Source organism: Vogesella amnigena (assembly GCF_042648905.1).
GTDB classification, from domain to species: Bacteria; Pseudomonadota; Gammaproteobacteria; order Burkholderiales; family Chromobacteriaceae; genus Vogesella; species Vogesella amnigena.
Map to the genome: position 1 here is coordinate 28,579 of NZ_JBHRYH010000023.1, position 19,437 is coordinate 48,015.

The following is a 19,437-nucleotide window of genomic DNA, read 5'->3' on the forward strand; positions in this document are numbered from 1 at the left end:
CTCCCGTTTTTGCTGGCCACAACCACCCGCGTTGCTATGGAAAATGCCGGACTCAGCGTAGAATGGCCGACGTTTTTCTGCCCCCACAGACATCATGAGCTTGATCGGCAAAATACTTCCCCTGTCCCATGTTCTGGCCGACCTGGAAATCTCCAGCAAGAAGCGCCTGTTCGAACAGATTGGCCTCTTGGTAGAGAACAGCTTCGGCATTGCGCGCAGTGACGTGTTCGACAGCCTGTTCGCCCGCGAGAAGCTGGGCTCCACTGGCCTGGGCCAGGGCGTGGCCATTCCGCATGGCCGTATCAAGGGCCTGAAGGAAGCCACCGGTTTCTTCGTGCGCCTGAAAACGCCGATTCCGTTCGAAGCGCCGGACGGCAAGCCGGTAAACCTGCTGTTCGTGCTGCTGGTACCGGAACAGGCCACCGACCTGCACCTGCAGGTGCTGTCCGAGCTGGCGCAGCTGTTCTCCAGCCGCAGCCTGCGCGAAAAGATGTGCTGCGCCGACAACCTCACCCTGCACGCCATGCTTTGCGAAGACAGCTCCCATGCCTAATGTCACGGTCCGCCGCCTGTTTCAGGACAATCAGCACAAACTCAACCTTAGCTGGGTAGCCGGCAAGGCCGGTTCCGACAACCTGATTTCCAACGACGAGCAGCGGCCAACCCAGGCGCTGGTCGGTCACCTGAATTTCATTCACCCCAACCGGGTGCAGGTGCTGGGCCTGGCCGAGGTGGAATACCTGGACAAGCTGGAGCAGGCCGCCGCGCGTACCGCGCTGGACCAGCTGTTCCACAAGACCATGGCGGTGGTGATCGTGGCCAACGGCCAGACCGTGCCCAAGCTGCTGCAGGACTACTGCCAGAGCCACAGCGTGCCGCTGATGAGCACGCCGCTGGAAAGCCCCTACCTGATGGACGTGCTGCGCATCTACCTGGCGCGCGCACTGGCGGTTTCCACCGTGATGCACGGCGTATTCCTGGATGTGCTGGAAATCGGCGTGCTGATCATGGGTGACTCGGCCATGGGCAAGAGCGAGCTGGCGCTGGAGCTGATCTCGCGCGGCCACGGCCTGGTGGCCGACGACGCGGTGGAACTGTACCGCATCGGCCCGGAAACGCTGGAAGGCCGCTGCCCGCCACTGCTGCGCGACTTCCTGGAAGTGCGTGGCCTGGGCATCCTCAATATCCGTACCATCTTTGGCGAGACAGCGGTACGCCCGAAGAAAGTACTGAAGCTGATCATCCAGCTGATCAAGGCCAACGACCAGGCGATGCAGGCACTGGATCGCCTCAACATCCAGTCGGAAACCCAGGACATCCTCGGCGTTACCGTGCGCAAGGTAATCCTGCCGGTAGCCGCCGGCCGCAACCTAGCGGTGCTGGTGGAAGCCGCAGTGCGCAACTACATCCTGCAGCTGCGCGGCATCGACAGCACCCGCGAATTCATAGACCGTCACACCAACCTGCTCCGGGACCAGGAACATGCAGCTGATCCTGATTAGCGGCCTGTCCGGCTCCGGCAAGTCCGTCGCGCTGCGCGTGCTGGAGGATGCCGGTTACTACTGCGTGGACAACCTGCCGGCCACCATGCTGGCCGATGCCATCGCGCTGTACAGCGAATTTGGCTACCAGCACATCGCCATCAGCGTCGATACCCGCTCGGCGCCAACGTTGGCCGCACTGCCGCAGGTGGTGAATCAGCTCAAGGCCGGCGGCACCGACGTGCGCCTGTTGTACCTGGAGGCCACCAGCGAAGTGCTGGTGAAACGCTTCTCCGAGACCCGGCGCCGCCACCCGCTGTCCGGCAACCGCCTGACCGTGGAAGAATGCATCCAGCTGGAACGCGAGATGCTGGAGCATATCGTCGACCTGGGCCACCGCATCGACACCAGCAACCTGTCGGCCAATGCACTGCGCAGCTACGTGAAGGTGCTGGCCGAGGCCGACAGCAGCCGGCTGACGCTGGTATTCGAATCCTTCGGCTTCAAGCACGGCATTCCGCTGGATGCCGATTTCGTGTTCGACGTGCGCTGCCTGCCCAACCCCTACTACGACGAAAAGCTGCGCCCGCTCACCGGCCGCGACCAGGCGATCTGCGACTTCTTTGCCGGCGAGGCGGAGGTGGCGCAAATGCAGCAGGATATCGCCAGCTTTCTGCAGCGCTGGCTGCCGCGCTTCAAGCAGGACAACCGCAGCTACGTCACCGTCGCCATCGGCTGTACCGGTGGCCAGCATCGCTCGGTGTATCTGACCGAACAGCTGGCAGCCGCCTTTGCCGACGAGCAGGTGCTGCTGCGTCACCGCCAGCTGGATGGGCGCAGCAGCGACAGCCATAAATGAGCTGGCGCTGGCCGCGCCTGAAACCGGGCGACTGGCTGCTGCTGCTTGGCCTGTCCGCGCTGTGTCTGCTCAGCTTCCAGCGGCTCTGGACCACATCCGCCAGCGGTGAAGTCCAGCTGAGCGAGGCCGGTCGCGTGGTGCTGCGCTGGCCGCTGCGGCTGGATCGGCGCTTTGCACTGCATGGCCCGCTGGGCGTCACCAGTGTGGAAATACGCGCCGGACGTGCCCGCATTGCCAGCGACCCCAGCCCGCGCCAGTACTGTGTGCGCCAGGGCTGGATCAGCCGCCCGGGCGAAATCGCGCTGTGCCTGCCTAACCGCACCGCCATCAGCATTGCCGGAGGTCAGCACGATGACACCCTGGCCTACTGAACTCATCGCCAGCCGGCACGACCACCAACTGGCACGTCTTGCCGCTGCCGGTATCGCCCTGGCGCTGCTGGATGCCGCCCTGCCCAGCCCGCTGCCCGGCATCAAACCCGGGCTTGCCAATATCGTTACCCTGTATACGCTGGAAACACTGGGCTGGCGCGCCGCGATGTGGGTGAGCCTGCTGCGCATCGCCGGCGCCGGGCTGCTGCTGGGCAGCCTGTTTACCCCCGGTTTCTGGCTGAGCCTGGCTGGCGGCGCTGGCAGCCTGCTGCTGTTGGCCGCATCGCTGCTGCTGCCGGCACGCGGCTTCAGCGTGGTCAGCCGCAGCCTGCTGGCGGCCTGCGGCCATCTGGCCGGACAATTGCTGCTGGCGCGCGGCTGGCTGATTCCGCACGATGGCATCTGGCTGCTGCTGCCGCCACTGCTGACCGCGGCCACCATCACCGGCCTGCTCAATGGCCTGCTTACCCTTACCCTGCTGGAGTCCGCCACGGATGAAACCTGACACCGTTACCGTTGCCCTTACCGGTGCCTCCGGCCTGCCCTACGGCCTGCGCCTGATCGACTGCCTGCTCGCCGCCGGCGTGCGGGTGTGGGTGCTGTACTCGCAGGCGGCACAGGTGGTGGCGCAGCAGGAAATGCACCTCACCCTGCCCTCGCGCCCGGCCGAGCTGCAGCAATGGTTGGCCGCACGCTACCAGCCGGCGGATGGCCAGCTGCGGGTGTTCGGCCGCGAGGAATGGTTTGCGCCGCCGGCCTCGGGCTCGAACCCGGCCGACGCCATGGTGATCTGCCCGTGCTCGATGGGCACGCTGGCGGCAGTGGCGCAGGGCATGAGCGACAACCTGATCGAGCGCGCCGCCGATGTCACGATCAAGGAAGGCCGCAAGCTGGTACTGGTGCCGCGCGAAACCCCGCTGTCCGCCATCCACCTGGAAAACATGCTCAAGCTGGCGCGACTCGGCGTCTGCATCCTGCCACCCTCGCCCGGCTTCTATACCCACCCGCAGAGCGTGGATGACATGGTGGACTTCGTGGTCGCCCGCATCCTGGACCAGCTGCGCGTGCCGCAGCAACTGCTGCCCCGCTGGGGCGAGGAGCGCGCATGAACCCGCACACCGACATGCTCGATCTGCCCGCCCTGCGCCAACTGGAACTGGCCGCCGATGCCGCCGGGCTGGCGCTGATGCAGCGTGCCGCCGACAGCATTGCTGCCTGGGTACAAAAACATTACCCGCCGGCCAGCCGCATCCTGGCGGCAGTGGGCCCCGGCAATAACGGCGGCGACGCGCTGTTCGCCGCCTGCCGCCTGCGCCGTGCCGGCTACCAGGTGGAAGTGCTGCTGCCCGTGCCCGGCAACGCTGCGGTGCAGGCCGCGCTGGCTGAGTGGCAAGCGTTGGGCGGCAGCGTGCGGCCAACCCTGCCGACGGGCATCAGCGCGCTAGTGCCGGAACTGCTGCTGGACGGCCTGTTCGGCGTCGGGCTGGCACGGCCGCTGGAGGGAGAATGGCTGCACCTGATCGCGCAGCTGAACAGCCTGCCCTGCCGCAAGCTGGCCATCGATATCCCCAGCGGGCTGGATGCCATGCGCGGCCAGCCGCAAGGAGCCGCCTTGCAGGCCAACGTTACCCTGAGCTTTCTGTGCCCCAAGCCCGGCCTGTATACCGCCGCCGGCCCCGACCACTGCGGCGAGGTCATCATTGATGATCTGGCCTGCCCGCCCACGCTGTACCCGCCAACCGCCGGCACCCTGGCGCTGCCGGATGCCAGCGTGCTGCGCCGCAAGCGTGATTCGCACAAGGGCAGCCACGGCGTGCTCAGCATCATCGGCGGCGCACCGGGCATGACCGGCGCCGCGCTGCTGGCCGGTCGCGCCGCGCTGGCCATGGGTGCCGGCAAGATCTTCGTACACCCGCTGGACCTGGCCCTGACGCTGGACCCGCTATGCCCCGAGCTGATGCTGCGTCCGTGGCAGCACAATCTGCTGATTCCGGAGAACCACCAACTGGTGGTTGGCCCAGGACTTGGCTTGAGCGACCAGGCACATGCCGCACTGAGCCGTGCGCTGCTGCACCCAGGCAGCCTGCTGCTGGATGCCGACGGCCTGAACCTGCTGGCCGCCGATCATGGCCTGCAGCAGCTGCTGCAGCAACGTAGCGGCACCACCATCCTCACCCCGCACCCCACCGAAGCCGCGCGCCTGCTGGACAGCGATACCGCCAGTGTGCAGGCCGACCGCGTCGCCGCTGTGCGCGAGTTATCGCAGCGTTTCGACTGCGTGGTGCTGCTGAAAGGATGTGGTACCCTGCTCGCCCGCTACGGCCAACCCTATCGCCTGCTGACCCGCGGCAGCCCGTCGCTGGCAGTGGCCGGCCAGGGCGATGTGCTGGCTGGCGCCATCGCCGCGCTGCTGGCGCAGGGCATGGCGCCGCTGGATGCCGCCCACCTGGCCGCCGATGTGCATGCCAGCGCCGGCGAACATTACAGTGCGCAAGCCGGCGGCCCCATCGGCCTGAGTTGCCAGCAATTGCTACCCCTGATGACACATGAGCTGAACCACCGCGTCGCCAGCTCCGGAGTTCCACCGTTTTGAAGCAACAAAGTAAAGCCTATCTGTTCGGTCTGTCCGCCGTACTTGCCTGGTCCACCGTCGCCACCGCTTTCAAAATCAGCCTGCAGCACCTGAGCCCGGCGCAGCTGCTGCTATACGCCAGCGCGTTCTCGCTGCTGTCGCTGCTTACCATCCTTGGCTGGCAGCGCCGGCTCGGCGAGCTGCTGCCGGCGCTGCGTCGCCACTGGCGCCGCTCGCTGCTGCTGGGTGCGGTGAATCCCTTCGTCTACTACCTGATTCTGTTCCAGGCCTATGCGCTGCTGCCGGCGCAGGAGGCGCAAGCGCTGAACTACACCTGGGCGCTAACCATGACCCTGCTGGCGGTACCGGTGCTGGGGCAGCGCCTGCGCGCGCAGGACGCCATCGCCGCCGTGGTGTGCTACGGCGGGGTACTCACCATCGCCACCCGCGGCGCGCCGTTTGCGCTGCAGTTCAGCAACCTGCCGGGGGTGGGCTTCGCGCTGCTGTCCACCCTGCTATGGGCCGGCTACTGGCTGTTCAATACCCGCGACGAGCGCGAACCGGTAATCGGCCTGACGCTGAACTTCCTGCTGTCGCTGCCGCTGACGCTGCTGTGGTGCGCGCTCACCGGCGAGCTGCACGCCGTGGCCTGGCAAGGCATCGCCGGCGCCGCCTACGTGGGCATGCTGGAGATGGGTTTCACCTTCGTGCTGTGGCTGTCTGCCATGAAGCTGACGCAAAGCACCGCGCGCATCGCCAACCTGATCTTCCTGTCGCCGATGCTGTCGCTGTTCCTGATCAATCTGCTGCTGGGCGAGCCCATCCTGCCCAGCACTCTGGTCGGGCTGGGGCTGATCCTGGGCGGGCTGCTGCTGCAGAAGCTGCCAGTACGGCGGCCTGCGGAAACAGTCAGCAAAGACGACTGACGCCCCCCATAAACAAATGCGGCCAACCTTGATTGCCAAGGTTGGCCGTATTGTTTTCCAGCGTAGCGAATCAGGCCGCGCTGCCCGCCTTCGGCTCACGCAAGCCCGGTGGCAGTGCAAAAATGATGTGCTCTTCCACGCCGTCCAGCTCGCTGACATTGTCTGCACCATAGGCCTTGATCTGCTCGATCACCGCCTGCACCAGCACTTCCGGCGCGCTGGCGCCAGCGGTCACACCCACCTGCTGCTTGCCGGTAAACCATTCCGCCTTGAGCAGGCTGGCGTTGTCCACCATGTAGGCATCCACGCCGCGCAGCGCTGCGACTTCGCGCAGGCGGTTGGAGTTGGAGCTGTTGGGCGAACCCACCACGATGACGATGTCGCACTGGTCGGCCAGTACTTTCACCGCGTCCTGGCGGTTCTGCGTGGCGTAGCAGATGTCGTCCTTCTTCGGGCTGTGAATCGCCGGGAAGCGCGCCTTCAAGGCCTCGATGATGTCGCGGGTCTCGTCCACCGACAGCGTGGTCTGGCTGACATAGCTCAGCGCCTGCGGATTCTGCACCTGCAACTTGGCCACGTCGGCCACGGTTTCCACCAGGTACATGTGGTCGTCCACCTGGCCCATGGTGCCTTCCACTTCCGGGTGGCCGGCGTGGCCGATCATGATGATCTCCATGCCGGACTGGTGCATGCGCTTCACTTCCACGTGCACCTTGGTCACCAGCGGGCAGGTGGCGTCGTATACGGTCAGCCCCAGCGCCTCGGCCTCCTGCCGTACCGACAGCGGTACGCCGTGGGCGGAGTAGATCAGCGTGCTGCCGGCTGGCACATCCTTCAGTTCCTCGATGAACACCGCGCCCTTGGCACGCAGGTTCTCCACCACGAAACGGTTGTGCACCACTTCGTGACGCACGTAGATCGGCGCGCCGTACAGCTCCAGCGCGCGCTCGACGATGGCGATGGCGCGGTCCACCCCGGCGCAGAAGCCGCGCGGGTTGGCCAGCATGATGGTTTTCGTCATCGGAATGTCCTTTGAGGGAGTGGGGGTCGAGAGTGGGACTGGAGCCGGTGGCGGCCAAACTTGGCCGCACACCGCTACTCCCCACTCCCTACTCCCGATGCTTCAGAGAATCCAGCACCATCAGCGCCGCACCGACGCAGATGAAGCTGTCGGCCACGTTGAACGCCGGGTAGTACCAGCTGTGCTGCCAGTGCACCTGAATGAAATCGATGACATGGCCGTGGATCATGCGGTCGATCACATTGCCCAGCGCACCACCGATGATGAACGACGCCGCCAGGTTCATCAGGCAGCTGAACTGCCCCTTCACGATGTTCCAGCCCAACCAGCCGGATACGCCGAAGGCCAGCAGGGTAAAGAAGTACTTCTGCCAGCCGCCTGCACCGGCGAGAAAGCTGAACGCCGCCCCCGGGTTGTACAGCAGGGTGAAGTTCAGCACACCGGGGATGACTTCGCGCTGCTCGCCGAACTGGTAGCTGCCGTTGAAGTAGATCTTGGTGAGTTGATCCAGCACGATCACCAGCAGCGCGATGCCAAACCAGCGCAGGCTGCGCTTGGCGGCCGATTCACCGGCCGCCACAGAACACGCTTTAAGCATGAACACGCGCCTCGCCTGCACCGTCGATGTTGTCCACACAGCGGCCGCACACGGTTTCATGGCCGGCATGCGCGCCGACATCGGCACGGTAATGCCAGCAACGCTCGCACTTGGCGTGCTCGGACGGCGCAACTGCAATGCTGGTCTCGGCACCTTCGCTCAGGTTCACGCGCGACACGATCAGCACGAACTTGAGGTCATCGCCCAGGCTGGCCAGCTGCTGGTACAGCTCGCCGGCGGCAACCACGTCCAGCTCGGCCTGCAGCGAGGAACCCAGTTTCTCGGCACTGCGCAGCGCCTCGATCTGCTTGTTCACTTCGGCGCGGAAGTCGCGGATCGCCTGCCACTTGGTCACCAGCGCTGCCTCGCTGCCGGCGGCCGGGTTCGGGAACTCGTGCCACACGTGGAACAGCGGGGTTTCTTCCTCGCTGCCCAGCAGCACCTGCCAGGCTTCGTCGGCGGTGAAGCACAGTACCGGCGACAGCAGCAGCAGCAGGCTGCGGGTGATGTGGTACAGCGCGGTCTGCGCACTGCGGCGGGCATGACTATCGGCCTTGGTGGTGTACAGGCGGTCTTTCAGCACGTCCAGGTAGAAGGCGCCCAGGTCTTCCGAGCAGTAGTTCACGATCTCCTGCATGGCGTGGTGGAAGGCGTAGCGCGGGTACAGCTCGCCAGTCACCTTCTCCTGCATTTCCTTGGCCATCATCAGCGCGTAGCGGTCGATCTCGGCCAGGCGCTCGTACGGCACGGCGTTTTCCATCGGGTCGAAGTCCGACAGGTTGGCCAGCAGGAAGCGGATGGTGTTGCGCAGGCGGCGGTAGCTCTCGGTCACGCGCTTGAGGATCTCGTCGGAGATCGCCAGCTCGCCGGAGTAGTCGGTGGAAGCCACCCACAGGCGCAGGATGTCGGCACCCAGGGTGTCGTTCACCTTCTGCGGCGCCACCACATTGCCCTTGGACTTGGACATCTTCATGCCCTTGCCGTCCACCACGAAGCCGTGGGTGAGCAGCTGCTGGTACGGGGCGCGGCCGATGGTGGCGCAGCCGGTGAGCAGCGACGACTGGAACCAGCCGCGGTGCTGGTCGGAGCCTTCCAGGTACAGGTCGGCTGGCCAGGCCAGTTCCGGGCGCTGCTTCAGCACCGCGAAGTGGGTGGAGCCAGAGTCGAACCACACGTCCAGGGTGTCGCTGAGCTTGCGGTAGTTGGCCGCATCGTCACCCAGCAGTTCAGCCGCATCCAGGCTGAACCAGGCTTCGATGCCCTGCTGTTCGATGCGCAGCGCCACCTGTTCCAGCAGCGCGGCGGAATCCGGGTGCAGCTCGCCACTTTCCTTGTGCACGAAGAAGGTCATCGGCACGCCCCAGTTGCGCTGGCGCGATACGCACCAGTCCGGGCGGTTGCCGATCATCGCTTCCAGACGGGCACGGCCCCAGGCCGGGAAGAACTCGGTGCTGTCCACGGCCTGCTTGGCGCGCTCGCGCAGCACCTGGCCGTCGTTGCCGGCCTTGTCCATGCCGATGAACCACTGCGCGGTGGCACGGAAGATGATCGGGGTCTTGTGGCGCCAGCAGTGCGGGTAGCTGTGCAGCAGCTTGTCCTGGTGAATCAGGGTGCCCTGCTCAGCCAGGGTTTCGATCACTTTCGGGTTGGCTTCCCATACCGACAGGCCGGCAAACAGCTCGGTAGTGCTCTTGTAGCGGCCGTTGTCGGCTACCGGGTTATCCACCGCCAGCCCGTACTGCTGGCCGACCTGGAAGTCTTCCAGGCCGTGCGCCGGCGCGGTGTGCACCAGGCCGGTACCGGCATCGGTGGTCACGTGGTCGCCACAGATGATAGGCACTTCGCGGCTGTAGAACGGGTGCTGCAGGCGGATCAGGTCCAGCTGCTCGCCCACGGTTTCGCCCAGCACTGTTGCGCCTTCAAAGCCGTAGCGCTTCAGCGCCGACTCGGCCAGCTCCTTCACCAGGATCAGCTTGCCCTTGGGGGTGTCGATCAGCTGGTAGGTAAGGCTGGCACTGACAGCAACGGCCTGGTTGGCCGGCAGCGTCCATGGCGTGGTGGTCCAGATCACCGCGTAGGCGTCATCCAGGCTGCCCGACAGGCCGAAGGCTGCGGCCAACTTGTCGCCGTCCAGCACGCGGAAGCCGACGTCGATGGCCGGCGAGGTCTTGTCCTCGTACTCCACCTCGGCCTCGGCCAGAGCGGAGCCGCACTCGATACACCAGTGCACCGGCTTCTCGCCCTTCATCAGGTAGCCGTTTTCATAAACCTTGCCGAGGGTGCGCACAATGTCGGCCTCGGTCTTGAACGCCATGGTCAGGTAGGGGTTGTCCCAGTCGCCCAGCACGCCCAGGCGGATGAAATCCTTCTTCTGGCGCGCGATCTGCTCATAGGCGTACTCGCGGCACAGCTCGCGGAACTTGGCCGCTGGAATGTCCTTGCCGTGCAGCTTTTCCACCATCAGTTCGATCGGCAGACCGTGGCAATCCCAACCCGGCACGTAAGGTGCATCGAAACCGGACTGGGTCTTGGAGCGGACGATGATGTCCTTCAGTACCTTGTTGACGGCGTGGCCGATGTGGATGTCGCCGTTGGCGTACGGCGGGCCGTCATGCAGGATGAACTTGGGACGACCGGCCGCGATCTGGCGCAGCTTCTGGTAGCGCTGCTGCTCCTGCCAGCTTTTCAGCCAGCCCGGTTCACGTTTGGCCAGGTCACCGCGCATCGGAAACGGGGTGTCCAGCAGGTTTACGGTCTTGCGGTAGTCGATGCTCATGCCTGATCTCGTTGCAAACTGTTCAAATAGGTTCTGGCGCTGGCGGCATCGTGGTCGATCTTGGCCACCAGCTCGTTCAAATCGTTAAAGCGCTGTTCATCCCGCAGCTTGTGCAGGAAATGCACGGTCAGACGCTGACCGTACAGATCGCCGTGGAAATCGAACAGGTATACCTCCAGCTTGTAGTGCTGGCTGTCGGTCACGGTCGGGTTCTTGCCCAGGCTTGCCACGCCGCCCAGCCGACCGGCCGGGGTATCCACCTGTACCACGAACACGCCTTCCAGCGGCGGGCGGCGGTGCGGCAGATGCACGTTGGCGGTGGGGTAGCCGATAGTGCGCCCCAGCTTCTGCCCATGCATCACCTTGCCGGATACCTGGTAGGGGCGCCCCAGCAGGCGGGCGGCGCTATCCAGATCGCCTGCGGCCAACCTGTCGCGCACCAGGGTGCTGGAAGCACGCTCGCCGGCCACCAACACCGATGGCATCGCTTCGGTAACGAAGTCGCTACAGGACTGCAGCAATTCGAAATTGCCCTTGCGGTCGGCACCGAACTGGAAATCGTCGCCGATCAGCAGATAGCGGGTTTGCAGCTCTTGCAGCAGCACCTGCTGTACGAAGTCTTCCGCCGCCATGCGCGAAAAAGCATGGTTGAAGCGGTAGATGAACACGTAATCGACGAGGTTGCCCTGGGCAAGGAACTGCAGCTTGTCGCGCAGCACAGACAGCCGCGCCGGCGGCTGGCCCCTGGCAAAGAATTCACGTGGATGCGGCTCGAAGGTCAGCAGCGCCGTGGGCAGACCACGGGCATCAGCCTCTTCGCGCAGACGAGCCAGCATGCGTTGATGCCCCAGGTGCACGCCATCGAAATTGCCTATGGTCAAGGCACAGGGCGGCAGGTCGAAACGGCAGGGACTTCCCAGAAACGCACGCATGGTTGCACAAAAACTAGGTAAAGGGCGATTTTAACCAGCCAACCGGCACAACGCCAGTAAAACGCCCAAACAAAAAGCCCCGGCGAACCGGGGCTTTTGTACTGAAGATCAGCGATTTAGCCGATTACTTCACTTCTTCCTGCTTGGCAGTTTCAACAGTTACGTCGAAACGGCGATCGCCAGCCAGGCAAGCGATCAGATCTGCACGCTTCTTGAACTTCTTGGCAGTGCATTCTGCGGTCAGCTTGGCTTCGGATTCGCCCTTGCCGATAGCAGTTACCTTGTCGGACGGTACGCCAGCAGCCACGAAGTAATCCTTCACAGCATTAGCGCGCTTGTCAGACAGGTTCTGGTTGTACTTCTCGGAACCCAGGTAGTCAGTGTGACCGGTAACGGTAACAGCCTTCAGCATGCTGTCAGACTTCAGGCTGTTGGCCAGGTCGTTCAGTTGCTGGTTGCCTTCGATGATCTTGGCACTGTTGAATTCGAACAGGCCTTCAGCAGACAGGCTTACGTTCTTGGTCACGTACTTCGGCGCCATCGGGGCCGGAGCCGGAGCAACCGGAGCAACGGCAACGGCCGGAGCGCGGTCGCCACATTCAACCAGGCCGTCACGAGCCTGATCGTAAGTGGTCGGCAGGCGCCAGCATTCGCCGTAGCCATTTTTCACCACGTTCTGTACGTGGCCATCAATGGAATAACCTTGGTTCGGTGCAGCAACGGCTGCAGCAGACAGCAGCAGGGAAGCAAGCAGGGCGCTCAGTTTGATCGATTTTTTCATGTTGGATCCTCTAAATTGATGCAAGCATCATGGGGGAGAGCCTGCTATTTAACACAGACTGAAAAATAGCAGGTGAATTCCGGGCATCACGCCTGCGTCTGGAAGTAAAACGCATCCTGCGTGAATATAGAAAACCGAACAGCTACATGTCAATGTCGCATTTTTAAATAATCATAAAAAAAGCAACACTTTGACATGTGATTCTATCGATAATAGCCACTATAGTTGCCGGAAAACGACACCTCAATGCGAAACGCGCCGCTTCAGCAACGGTACCGGTTTGAGGACTGTCCCCTGATATTGTTCGCTGAAATCGGCCAGCCCATCCAGCGCCTCTGTCGCCGAGCGATCCTCGCGGATCGCAAACGCGTCAAAGCCCACCTGCGCCATATAGGACAGCTGATCTCGCAGGACATCGCCCACAGCACGAAGTTCCCCGGCATAACCGAGTCGCTCCCGCAGGGTGCGGGCAATACTGTAGCCGCGACCATCGGCAAATGCAGGGAAGTCGATGGCGATCAGCTGCAGACTACCCAGATGCTCCTGCAATGCCAGCGGGTCGCTATCCGGAGACAACAGCACGGCCAGCCCTCCCTGGTGGCCGGCGGCGGCAACCTGCAGGAAACGCTGCAGCGGCAGAATCACGTCGTCACTGGCAGCAAACACGGCTTCGGCGTCGCGCAGCAGCTGCCAGCTGTCGTCGACAATCAGCTCGCCACGTTTAATCAAGTTTTGCATATACACGCTCCCTGAACGGTTCCAGGCCGATACGGCGCACGGTCTCGATAAAACGCTCACCCGCGAGACGTTGCTCAAGGTAAAGCTTCATGATTTTTTCAAATGCGGTCGGTACGTCTGCCTGGGCAAAGGACGGGCCGATCACCTTGCCAATGGCGGCCTGGTTGCCCTGGCTGCCGCCGAGCGTGATCTGGTACCACTCCTCACCGTTCTTGTCGACGCCGAGAATGCCGATATTGCCAATATGGTGATGACCACAGGCGTTCATGCAACCAGAGAAGTTGCAGTCGATATCGCCCAGATCAAACAGGTAATCGAGGTCGTCGAACTTGCGCTGGATCGCCTCCGCCACCGGAATGGAGCGGGCATTGGCCAGCGAACAGAAATCGCCGCCCGGGCAGCAGATGATATCGGTCAGCAGGCCGATGTTCGGCGTGGCAAAGCCATGCTCCTTTGCCAGCAACCATACCTGGTACAGATCGCTTTCCTTCACGTCCGGCAGAATCAGGTTCTGTTCGTGCGCCACGCGCAGCTCACCAAAGCTGTAGCGGTCGGCCATATCGGCAGCCACGTCCATCTGCGCAGCGGTGATGTCACCCGGCGGCACGCCGGTTTTCTTCAGCGACAGCACCACCGAGCGGTAACCGGCCTGCTTGTGGCCGTGAGTGTTGCGCTCCAGCCAGCGGGCAAACGCAGGTTCAGCCTGCTGTTTTGCAACGAATTCAGCCGGGTTGACCGCAAGCGTTTCATAGGCCGGGTCGGTAAAGAAGGCGGCGTAGTAGGCCACGTCGGCATCGCTGAGGGTGGACGGGCCGTCCTTCAGGTGCAGCCACTCGTCTTCCACCTTGGCGGCAAATGCTTCCACCGTCATCGCCTGCACCAGAATCTTGATGCGTGCCTTGTACTTGTTGTCACGGCGACCAAAGCGGTTGTACACGCGCAGCACCGCATCCAGGTAAGTCAGCAGATGGCGGGGGGGCAGGAATTCGCGCACCACCTTGCCCACCATCGGGGTACGGCCCAAGCCGCCGCCGACAATCACGCGGAAGCCGACTTCACCGGCATCATTGCGCACCACGTGCAGGCCAATATCATGTACCCAGGTAGCGGCACGATCCTGCTGGCTACCGGATACCGCGATCTTGAACTTGCGCGGCAGGTAGGCGAATTCCGGGTGCAGCGTGCTCCACTGGCGGATGATCTCGCAGTAGGCGCGACCATCGATCAGTTCATCCGCGGCCACGCCGGCAAAGGCGTCGGTGGTGGTATTGCGTACACAGTTACCGGAAGTCTGGATGGCGTGCATTTCCACTTCGGCCAGTTCAGCCAGAATGTCAGGCACGGTTTCCAGCGCCGGCCAGTTGAACTGGATGTTCTGGCGGGTAGTGAAGTGGCCATAGCCCCGGTCATAAGTACGGGCAATGTGCGCTAGCTTGCGCAGCTGGGTACTGTTGAGGTGACCATAAGGAATAGCGACACGCAGCATCGGCGCATGGCGCTGGACATACAGGCCGTTCATCAGGCGCAGCGGGCGGAACTCGTCCTCGCTCAGTTCGCCAGCCAGGAATCGCCTGGTCTGATCGCGAAACTGGGCTACCCGTTCGCGCACCAGGCGGTGGTCCACTTCATCGTACTTGTACATGCAGAAACTCTCTTTGTCAGCCTGGCCGCCGAATGCGGCCAACCTTAGGTTATTCCGGGCTTACTCGGGACGCTTGAGCGGACTGGCCTTCACGTGCAGGCCGCATTCTTTGCTGTCGGGGTTTTCCCACCACCAGCGGCCAGCACGGATATCCTCGCCCACCGCGATCGGGCGGGTACAGGGCGCACAGCCAATGGACGGCACATGCTTGTCGTGCAGGCTGTTGTACGGCACGTCATTTGCGCGGATGTATTCCCACACCTCTTTCTCGGTCCAGTCCAGCAGCGGGTTGAACTTCATCAGGCCGTTATCAGCGTCGAATTCGGCTTCCGGCAGATCGACGCGGGTCAGCGACTGCTGGCGGCGCAGGCCGGTGATCCAGCCATCCAGCCCTGCCAGTGCACGCTTCAGCGGCTCGATCTTGCGAATGTGGCAACAGCCCTTGCGCAGCTCCACACTATTGTAGAAGGCATTAATGCCGTTCTGGTTCACATAGGTCTCCAGCGCGGCGGCGTCCGGGTAGTACACGCGCACCGGGTTGGCCGGATAGCGTTCGCCCACCTTCTGCATCAGGTCGTAGGTTTCCACCGGCAGGCGCCCGGTATCCAGACTGAAAATGCCGATAGGCAGCTGCAGAGTGGCGATCAGGTGGGTCAGCACCATGTCTTCGGCACCAAAGCTGTTGGCCAGCGCCACCTTGCCATGTTTGGCGGCAATGTCTTTCAGCAACGCTTCGGTATGGGCGAGCTTGTCGGCAAGGCTCATCGGGTACTCCAGGGCGTGGGTGTAGAGTGTGCGATGGTAGCCAAAGCCTTTAATTCCGAAAAGAATATTGTGTTAGTATTTAATTACTAACGGTTTTAAAGAGGCGCCCATGAAACTCCAGCAACTACGCTACCTGGTAGAAGTCGCCAAGCAGGGTCTGAACGTATCGGAAGCTGCCGAAAAGCTGCACACCTCGCAGCCCGGCATCTCCAAGCAGATCCGCCTGCTGGAGGACGAACTGGGCATCCAGGTATTCATCCGCAACGGCAAGCGCGTAGTGGCGGTGTCGGAGCCGGGCAAGGAGGTGCTGCGCATTTCCGAGCGCATTCTGCGCGAGGCGCAGAACCTGAAACGCGTAGGCGAGGAGTTTTCGCGTGAGGCCGAGGGTGCGCTGACCATCGCCACCACCCACACCCAGGCACGCTACGCACTACCGAAAGTCATCACCGCCTTCGTGCAGCGCTACCCCAAGGTACGGCTGTCGATCAAACAGGGCAGCCCGACACAGATCTGCGACATGGTGGTTTCCGGCGAGGCGGATCTGGCCATCGCCACCGAGGGCATCTCGCTGTACAAGGAACTGGCGATGCTGCCCTGCTACGAGTGGAACCGCAGCGTGGTGGCACCGCAAGGGCACCCGCTATTTTCGCTGGACCATCCGCTGACGCTGGCCGACATCGCCAGCTACCCCATCATCACCTACGATTTTGCCTTTGCCGGCCGCTCCAAGATCAACCAGTCCTTCCACGATGCCGGGCTCAGCCCCAACGTGGTGCTCACCGCCATCGATACCGACGTGATCAAGACCTATGTGCGCCTGGGTCTGGGCATCGGCATTATTGCCAGCATGGCATTCGAGCCAGGACAGGATCAGGGGCTGGCCGCACTGGACGCCGGCAAGCTGTTCGAACCCTCCACCACCAAGATCGGCATCCGCAAGGACGCCTACCTGCGCGGTTATGCCTATACCTTCATCGAGCTGTTTGCCCCGCACCTGACCCGCAAGGCGGTGGATGGCGCGCTGCATCACAGCGAAGACGAGGCATAAGCCCCCACCCAGGGTTGGCCGCAAGGGCGGCCACAGCCAAAATGAAAACGGGGCCAATGGCCCCGTTTGTCATGGTTCTGGCACACGCTTACAGCGTCAGACCACCAGTCACTTCGATGGCGGCACCGTTGATGTAGCTTGCTTCGTCAGAAGCCAGCCAGGCATATACGTTGGCGATTTCTTCCGGCTGTGCCATACGCTTCATCGGTACCTTGTCTTCCATGGCCTGGATTACCTTCTCCGGCATGGACTTCAGGATCGGAGTGGCAACAAAACCCGGGCATACCGCGTTGGCGCGAATGCCTTTCTTGCCCAGCTCCTTGGCCCAGGTCTTCACGAAACCGATCACGCCGAACTTGGAGGCAGCGTAGTTGGTCTGGCCGAAGTTGCCGTACACGCCAACCACGGAAGACGCGTTCAGGATCACGCCGGCGCCCTGCTCGATCATGGTGTCCACCACGGCCTTGGTACAGTTGTAAACGCCCTTCAGGTTGATGTCGATTACCTTGTCGAACTGGTCTTCGGTCATCTTGATCAGCTGCGCATCCATCACGATACCGGCATTGTTGACCAGAACGTCAATGCGCCCGAACTGGGTCTTCAGCGCGCCAACCATATCGGCAATCTGGGACTTGTCGGTAACGTCAACCTTGTAGCCAACCGCCTCGGCGCCGCTGGCTTTCAGTTCTTCCACCACGGTATTCACCGCATCCAGATTGATGTCGCATACAGCAACAATCGCGCCTTCCTTGGCGAATTTTTCGGCAGTGGCCTTACCGATACCACTGGCACCACCGGTAATGATGGAGACTTTCCCTTTCAAGCGCATATTTCTTCCTTTGCTGATTTGCAGGCGACCCGATAGTCGCGACCGGTCGTGTCCTCCACCACCGACCCTCGAGATAGCTATCCCTGTTCTTAATCTGTCTTTTCTGTTTGTTATGCCGGTTGGCAGGGGCAAAATTATTGCACCGCACAACCTATCGTGCGGTGCAATATAGCGCATGCTTGCCGCGAAGGTAAAGCAATCGCTCTAGCAGCTTTACCCTTACTGTCAGCAGTGTGGCAACTTGGGCGCAACATGCAAAAAGGGTGGCCAAGGCCACCCTTTTTGCGCTTCGCATAAAGCCTTATTCCAGGCCCTTGCTGGCCAGGTAATCCTCGTAATTGCCGGTGTAGTAGTCGTAACCACCCTTACCATCCAGTTCGATGATGTGAGTCGCCAGCGAGCTCACGAACTGACGGTCATGCGATACAAAAATCAGGGTGCCCCGGTACTTTTCCAGCGCCATGTTCAGCGCTTCGATGGACTCCATGTCCATGTGGTTGGTCGGTTCATCCATGATCATCACGTTCGGCTTCTGCAGGATCAGCTTGCCGTACAGCATGCGGCCCTTCTCACCACCAGACAGCACGCGCACAGCCTTTTCCACATCATTGCTGCCGAACAGCAGACGCCCCAGCGTACCGCGGATCACCTGCTCGTCGTCGCCTTCCTGGCCCCACTGGCGCATCCACTCGGTCAGCGTCCAGTCAGAATCAAAGTCTGCCTCGTGATCCTGGGCAAAGTAGCCCACCTGGGCCTTTTCCGCCCACTTGATGCTGCCGCTGTCCGCGGTAACGCCCTCGGCGAACTGGGCTTCGAAAGCACCGGCCAGCAGTTTCACCAGGGTGGATTTACCGGCACCGTTGGGGCCGATGATGGCCAAGCGCGCACCGGCTTCCAAAATGAAGCTCAGGTTCTTGAACAGCACCTTGTCGCCATAAGCCTTGTTGACGCCGGAAACATCCACCGCCTGGCGATGCAGCTTCATCTTGTCGTCCATCTCGAAGCGGATGAACGGGCTCTGACGGCTGGATGGCTTCACTTCCACCATCTCGGCCTTCAGTTTGTCCACCTGCTTCAGACGGCTGGTGGCCTGGCGGGCCTTGGACTTGTTGGCCGAGAATCGGGCTACGAATTCTTGCAGATCCTGAATGCGCTCCTTGGCCTTGGCATTGGAGCTGAGCTGACGTTCACGCGCCTGGGTGGAGGCGATCATGTAGTCGTCGTAATTACCCGGGTAGATGCGGATGGTGTTGTAGTCCAGATCCGCCATGTGAGTACACACTTCATTCAGGAAGTGGCGGTCGTGCGAAATGATGATCATGGTGGAGTTGCGCTCGTTCAGCACGTGCTCCAGCCAGCGAATGGTGTTGATGTCCAGGTTGTTGGTCGGTTCGTCCAGCAGCAGGATGTCCGGGTTGGAGAACAGCGCCTGTGCCAGCAGCACGCGCAACTTCCAGCCAGGCGCCACTTCGCTCATCGGGCCGAAGTGCTGCTCCACCGGAATGCCAACGCCCATCAGCAGCTCACCGGCGCGCGCTTCGGCGGTGTAGCCGTCGTACTCGGCAAACTTGGCCTCCAGTTCGGCAGCGCGCATGTAGTCGTCTTCAGTGGCTTCCAGATTGGCGTAGATGGCGTCGCGCTCACTCATCGCCGCCCACATTTCCACGTGCCCCTGCAGCACCACGTCGATCACGCGCTGATCTTCGTAGCCAAACTGGTCCTGGCGCAGCTTGCCCAGGCGCAGGCCGCTCTCGATCGCGACTTCACCGCTGGTCTGCTCCAGGTCTCCGCCGAGGATTTTCATGAAAGTGGACTTGCCGGAACCGTTGGCACCGATCAGGCCATAGCGGTTGCCTTCGCCAAACTTCACGGAAACCTTGTCGAAAAGCGGCTTGGCGCCGAACTGCATGGTAATGTTGCTTGTCGTAATCACGCGGCTAATTCCTTATACCAGTCTCTGATGTGTACCGGAAAACCGTGCATTTTAGCACAAAGCTCCTAACAATCAGCGGCTTGCGCGCAGCGCGTATTGCTTGCGCCCCGCAAGCGGAATTCCGCTACAATCAGCCATCTCCATTCAACTTTATCCAGATAGGCA

Annotated in this window: 19 protein-coding genes; 9 read left to right on the forward strand and 10 right to left on the reverse strand. The window is 62.2% G+C overall.

Annotation, left to right across the window (positions count from 1 at the left end):
• Positions 1-94 precede the first annotated feature (94 nt).
• From ACFOKJ_RS11770 to ACFOKJ_RS11805, 8 genes are read left to right on the forward strand one after another with little or no spacing between them, the layout of a single operon-like run.
• The gene (locus ACFOKJ_RS11770) at positions 95-553 is read left to right on the forward strand and encodes a PTS sugar transporter subunit IIA (protein WP_390279797.1); all 459 of its coding nucleotides are present in this window, start codon (positions 95-97) and stop codon (positions 551-553) included.
• Complete coding sequence (gene hprK / locus ACFOKJ_RS11775) at positions 546-1,502, forward strand: HPr(Ser) kinase/phosphatase (RefSeq protein ID WP_390279799.1); 957 nt, start codon at positions 546-548, stop codon at positions 1,500-1,502. The genes ACFOKJ_RS11770 and hprK overlap by 8 nt, the downstream gene beginning before the upstream one ends.
• On the forward strand, positions 1,483-2,340 hold the full coding sequence (gene rapZ, locus ACFOKJ_RS11780) for an RNase adapter RapZ (protein WP_390279801.1): 858 nt from the start codon (positions 1,483-1,485) through the stop codon (positions 2,338-2,340). The genes hprK and rapZ overlap by 20 nt, the downstream gene beginning before the upstream one ends.
• Positions 2,337-2,711: a NusG domain II-containing protein gene (locus ACFOKJ_RS11785; protein WP_390279803.1), complete on the forward strand. Its 375-nt coding sequence runs from the start codon at positions 2,337-2,339 to the stop codon at positions 2,709-2,711. Before rapZ ends, ACFOKJ_RS11785 begins: the two co-directional genes overlap by 4 nt.
• On the forward strand, positions 2,692-3,216 hold the full coding sequence (locus tag ACFOKJ_RS11790) for a Gx transporter family protein (RefSeq protein ID WP_390279805.1): 525 nt from the start codon (positions 2,692-2,694) through the stop codon (positions 3,214-3,216). Before ACFOKJ_RS11785 ends, ACFOKJ_RS11790 begins: the two co-directional genes overlap by 20 nt.
• Positions 3,206-3,820, forward strand: coding sequence for a flavin prenyltransferase UbiX (locus tag ACFOKJ_RS11795; RefSeq protein WP_390279807.1), 615 nt, complete (start codon positions 3,206-3,208; stop codon positions 3,818-3,820). Before ACFOKJ_RS11790 ends, ACFOKJ_RS11795 begins: the two co-directional genes overlap by 11 nt.
• Complete coding sequence (locus ACFOKJ_RS11800) at positions 3,817-5,304, forward strand: NAD(P)H-hydrate dehydratase (RefSeq protein WP_390279809.1); 1,488 nt, start codon at positions 3,817-3,819, stop codon at positions 5,302-5,304. The genes ACFOKJ_RS11795 and ACFOKJ_RS11800 overlap by 4 nt, the downstream gene beginning before the upstream one ends.
• The gene (locus tag ACFOKJ_RS11805; protein ID WP_390279811.1) at positions 5,301-6,209 is read left to right on the forward strand and encodes a DMT family transporter; all 909 of its coding nucleotides are present in this window, start codon (positions 5,301-5,303) and stop codon (positions 6,207-6,209) included. Before ACFOKJ_RS11800 ends, ACFOKJ_RS11805 begins: the two co-directional genes overlap by 4 nt.
• Before the next feature lie 70 nt (positions 6,210-6,279).
• On the opposite strand, the gene ispH is transcribed toward ACFOKJ_RS11805, so the two are convergent.
• From ispH to ACFOKJ_RS11845, 8 genes are all read right to left on the reverse strand, one after another.
• Entirely contained in the window at positions 6,280-7,230 is a 951-nt protein-coding gene (ispH, locus tag ACFOKJ_RS11810; RefSeq protein ID WP_390279813.1) for a 4-hydroxy-3-methylbut-2-enyl diphosphate reductase, read from the reverse strand.
• A gap of 88 nt (positions 7,231-7,318) precedes the next feature.
• The gene (gene lspA, locus ACFOKJ_RS11815; protein ID WP_390279815.1) at positions 7,319-7,828 is read right to left on the reverse strand and encodes a signal peptidase II; all 510 of its coding nucleotides are present in this window, start codon (positions 7,826-7,828) and stop codon (positions 7,319-7,321) included.
• A complete protein-coding gene (gene ileS / locus ACFOKJ_RS11820) occupies positions 7,821-10,604 on the reverse strand; it encodes an isoleucine--tRNA ligase (RefSeq protein WP_390279817.1) in 2,784 nt (927 codons plus the stop codon). Before ileS ends, lspA begins: the two co-directional genes overlap by 8 nt.
• The gene (locus ACFOKJ_RS11825) at positions 10,601-11,536 is read right to left on the reverse strand and encodes a bifunctional riboflavin kinase/FAD synthetase (RefSeq protein WP_390279819.1); all 936 of its coding nucleotides are present in this window, start codon (positions 11,534-11,536) and stop codon (positions 10,601-10,603) included. The genes ileS and ACFOKJ_RS11825 overlap by 4 nt, the downstream gene beginning before the upstream one ends.
• Before the next feature lie 124 nt (positions 11,537-11,660).
• A complete protein-coding gene (locus ACFOKJ_RS11830; RefSeq protein ID WP_390279821.1) occupies positions 11,661-12,317 on the reverse strand; it encodes an OmpA family protein in 657 nt (218 codons plus the stop codon).
• A 243-nt stretch (positions 12,318-12,560) separates the two neighbouring features.
• Positions 12,561-13,055 (reverse strand): DUF934 domain-containing protein, encoded by a 495-nt coding sequence (locus tag ACFOKJ_RS11835; protein ID WP_390279823.1) that lies wholly within the window; start codon positions 13,053-13,055, stop codon positions 12,561-12,563.
• Positions 13,039-14,697 carry a nitrite/sulfite reductase gene (locus ACFOKJ_RS11840; protein WP_390279825.1) on the reverse strand — a complete coding sequence of 553 codons (1,659 nt, stop codon included), beginning with the start codon at positions 14,695-14,697 and terminating at the stop codon, positions 13,039-13,041. The genes ACFOKJ_RS11835 and ACFOKJ_RS11840 overlap by 17 nt, the downstream gene beginning before the upstream one ends.
• Before the next feature lie 60 nt (positions 14,698-14,757).
• Positions 14,758-15,462 carry a phosphoadenylyl-sulfate reductase gene (locus ACFOKJ_RS11845; protein WP_390279827.1) on the reverse strand — a complete coding sequence of 235 codons (705 nt, stop codon included), beginning with the start codon at positions 15,460-15,462 and terminating at the stop codon, positions 14,758-14,760.
• A gap of 109 nt (positions 15,463-15,571) precedes the next feature.
• On the opposite strand from ACFOKJ_RS11845, the gene cysB reads away from it, so the two are divergent.
• On the forward strand, positions 15,572-16,510 hold the full coding sequence (gene cysB, locus ACFOKJ_RS11850; RefSeq protein ID WP_390279829.1) for an HTH-type transcriptional regulator CysB: 939 nt from the start codon (positions 15,572-15,574) through the stop codon (positions 16,508-16,510).
• 88 nt (positions 16,511-16,598) lie between these two features.
• On the opposite strand, the gene fabG is transcribed toward cysB, so the two are convergent.
• Positions 16,599-17,339, reverse strand: coding sequence for a 3-oxoacyl-ACP reductase FabG (fabG, locus tag ACFOKJ_RS11855; protein ID WP_390279831.1), 741 nt, complete (start codon positions 17,337-17,339; stop codon positions 16,599-16,601).
• 301 nt (positions 17,340-17,640) lie between these two features.
• The gene (locus tag ACFOKJ_RS11860) at positions 17,641-19,272 is read right to left on the reverse strand and encodes an ABC-F family ATPase (protein WP_390279833.1); all 1,632 of its coding nucleotides are present in this window, start codon (positions 19,270-19,272) and stop codon (positions 17,641-17,643) included.
• Positions 19,273-19,437 lie beyond the last annotated feature (165 nt).

Excerpts from the sequence above, each read along its gene's own strand:
- ACFOKJ_RS11800 (WP_390279809.1), top strand. The coding sequence starts at position 3,817 with ATGAACCCGCACACCGACATGCTCGATCTGCCCGCCCTGCGCCAACTG.
- ACFOKJ_RS11840 (WP_390279825.1), bottom strand. The coding sequence starts at position 14,697 with ATGTACAAGTACGATGAAGTGGACCACCGCCTGGTGCGCGAACGGGTA.
- ACFOKJ_RS11770 (WP_390279797.1), top strand. The coding sequence starts at position 95 with ATGAGCTTGATCGGCAAAATACTTCCCCTGTCCCATGTTCTGGCCGAC.
- ACFOKJ_RS11785 (WP_390279803.1), top strand. The coding sequence starts at position 2,337 with ATGAGCTGGCGCTGGCCGCGCCTGAAACCGGGCGACTGGCTGCTGCTG.
- ACFOKJ_RS11825 (WP_390279819.1), bottom strand. The coding sequence starts at position 11,536 with ATGCGTGCGTTTCTGGGAAGTCCCTGCCGTTTCGACCTGCCGCCCTGT.
- cysB (WP_390279829.1), top strand. The coding sequence starts at position 15,572 with ATGAAACTCCAGCAACTACGCTACCTGGTAGAAGTCGCCAAGCAGGGT.
- ACFOKJ_RS11790 (WP_390279805.1), top strand. The coding sequence starts at position 2,692 with ATGACACCCTGGCCTACTGAACTCATCGCCAGCCGGCACGACCACCAA.
- ileS (WP_390279817.1), bottom strand. The coding sequence starts at position 10,604 with ATGAGCATCGACTACCGCAAGACCGTAAACCTGCTGGACACCCCGTTT.
- ACFOKJ_RS11795 (WP_390279807.1), top strand. The coding sequence starts at position 3,206 with ATGAAACCTGACACCGTTACCGTTGCCCTTACCGGTGCCTCCGGCCTG.
- hprK (WP_390279799.1), top strand. The coding sequence starts at position 546 with ATGCCTAATGTCACGGTCCGCCGCCTGTTTCAGGACAATCAGCACAAA.
- ispH (WP_390279813.1), bottom strand. The coding sequence starts at position 7,230 with ATGACGAAAACCATCATGCTGGCCAACCCGCGCGGCTTCTGCGCCGGG.
- lspA (WP_390279815.1), bottom strand. The coding sequence starts at position 7,828 with ATGCTTAAAGCGTGTTCTGTGGCGGCCGGTGAATCGGCCGCCAAGCGC.
- ACFOKJ_RS11835 (WP_390279823.1), bottom strand. The coding sequence starts at position 13,055 with ATGCAAAACTTGATTAAACGTGGCGAGCTGATTGTCGACGACAGCTGG.
- ACFOKJ_RS11830 (WP_390279821.1), bottom strand. The coding sequence starts at position 12,317 with ATGAAAAAATCGATCAAACTGAGCGCCCTGCTTGCTTCCCTGCTGCTG.
- fabG (WP_390279831.1), bottom strand. The coding sequence starts at position 17,339 with ATGCGCTTGAAAGGGAAAGTCTCCATCATTACCGGTGGTGCCAGTGGT.
- ACFOKJ_RS11845 (WP_390279827.1), bottom strand. The coding sequence starts at position 15,462 with ATGAGCCTTGCCGACAAGCTCGCCCATACCGAAGCGTTGCTGAAAGAC.
- rapZ (WP_390279801.1), top strand. The coding sequence starts at position 1,483 with ATGCAGCTGATCCTGATTAGCGGCCTGTCCGGCTCCGGCAAGTCCGTC.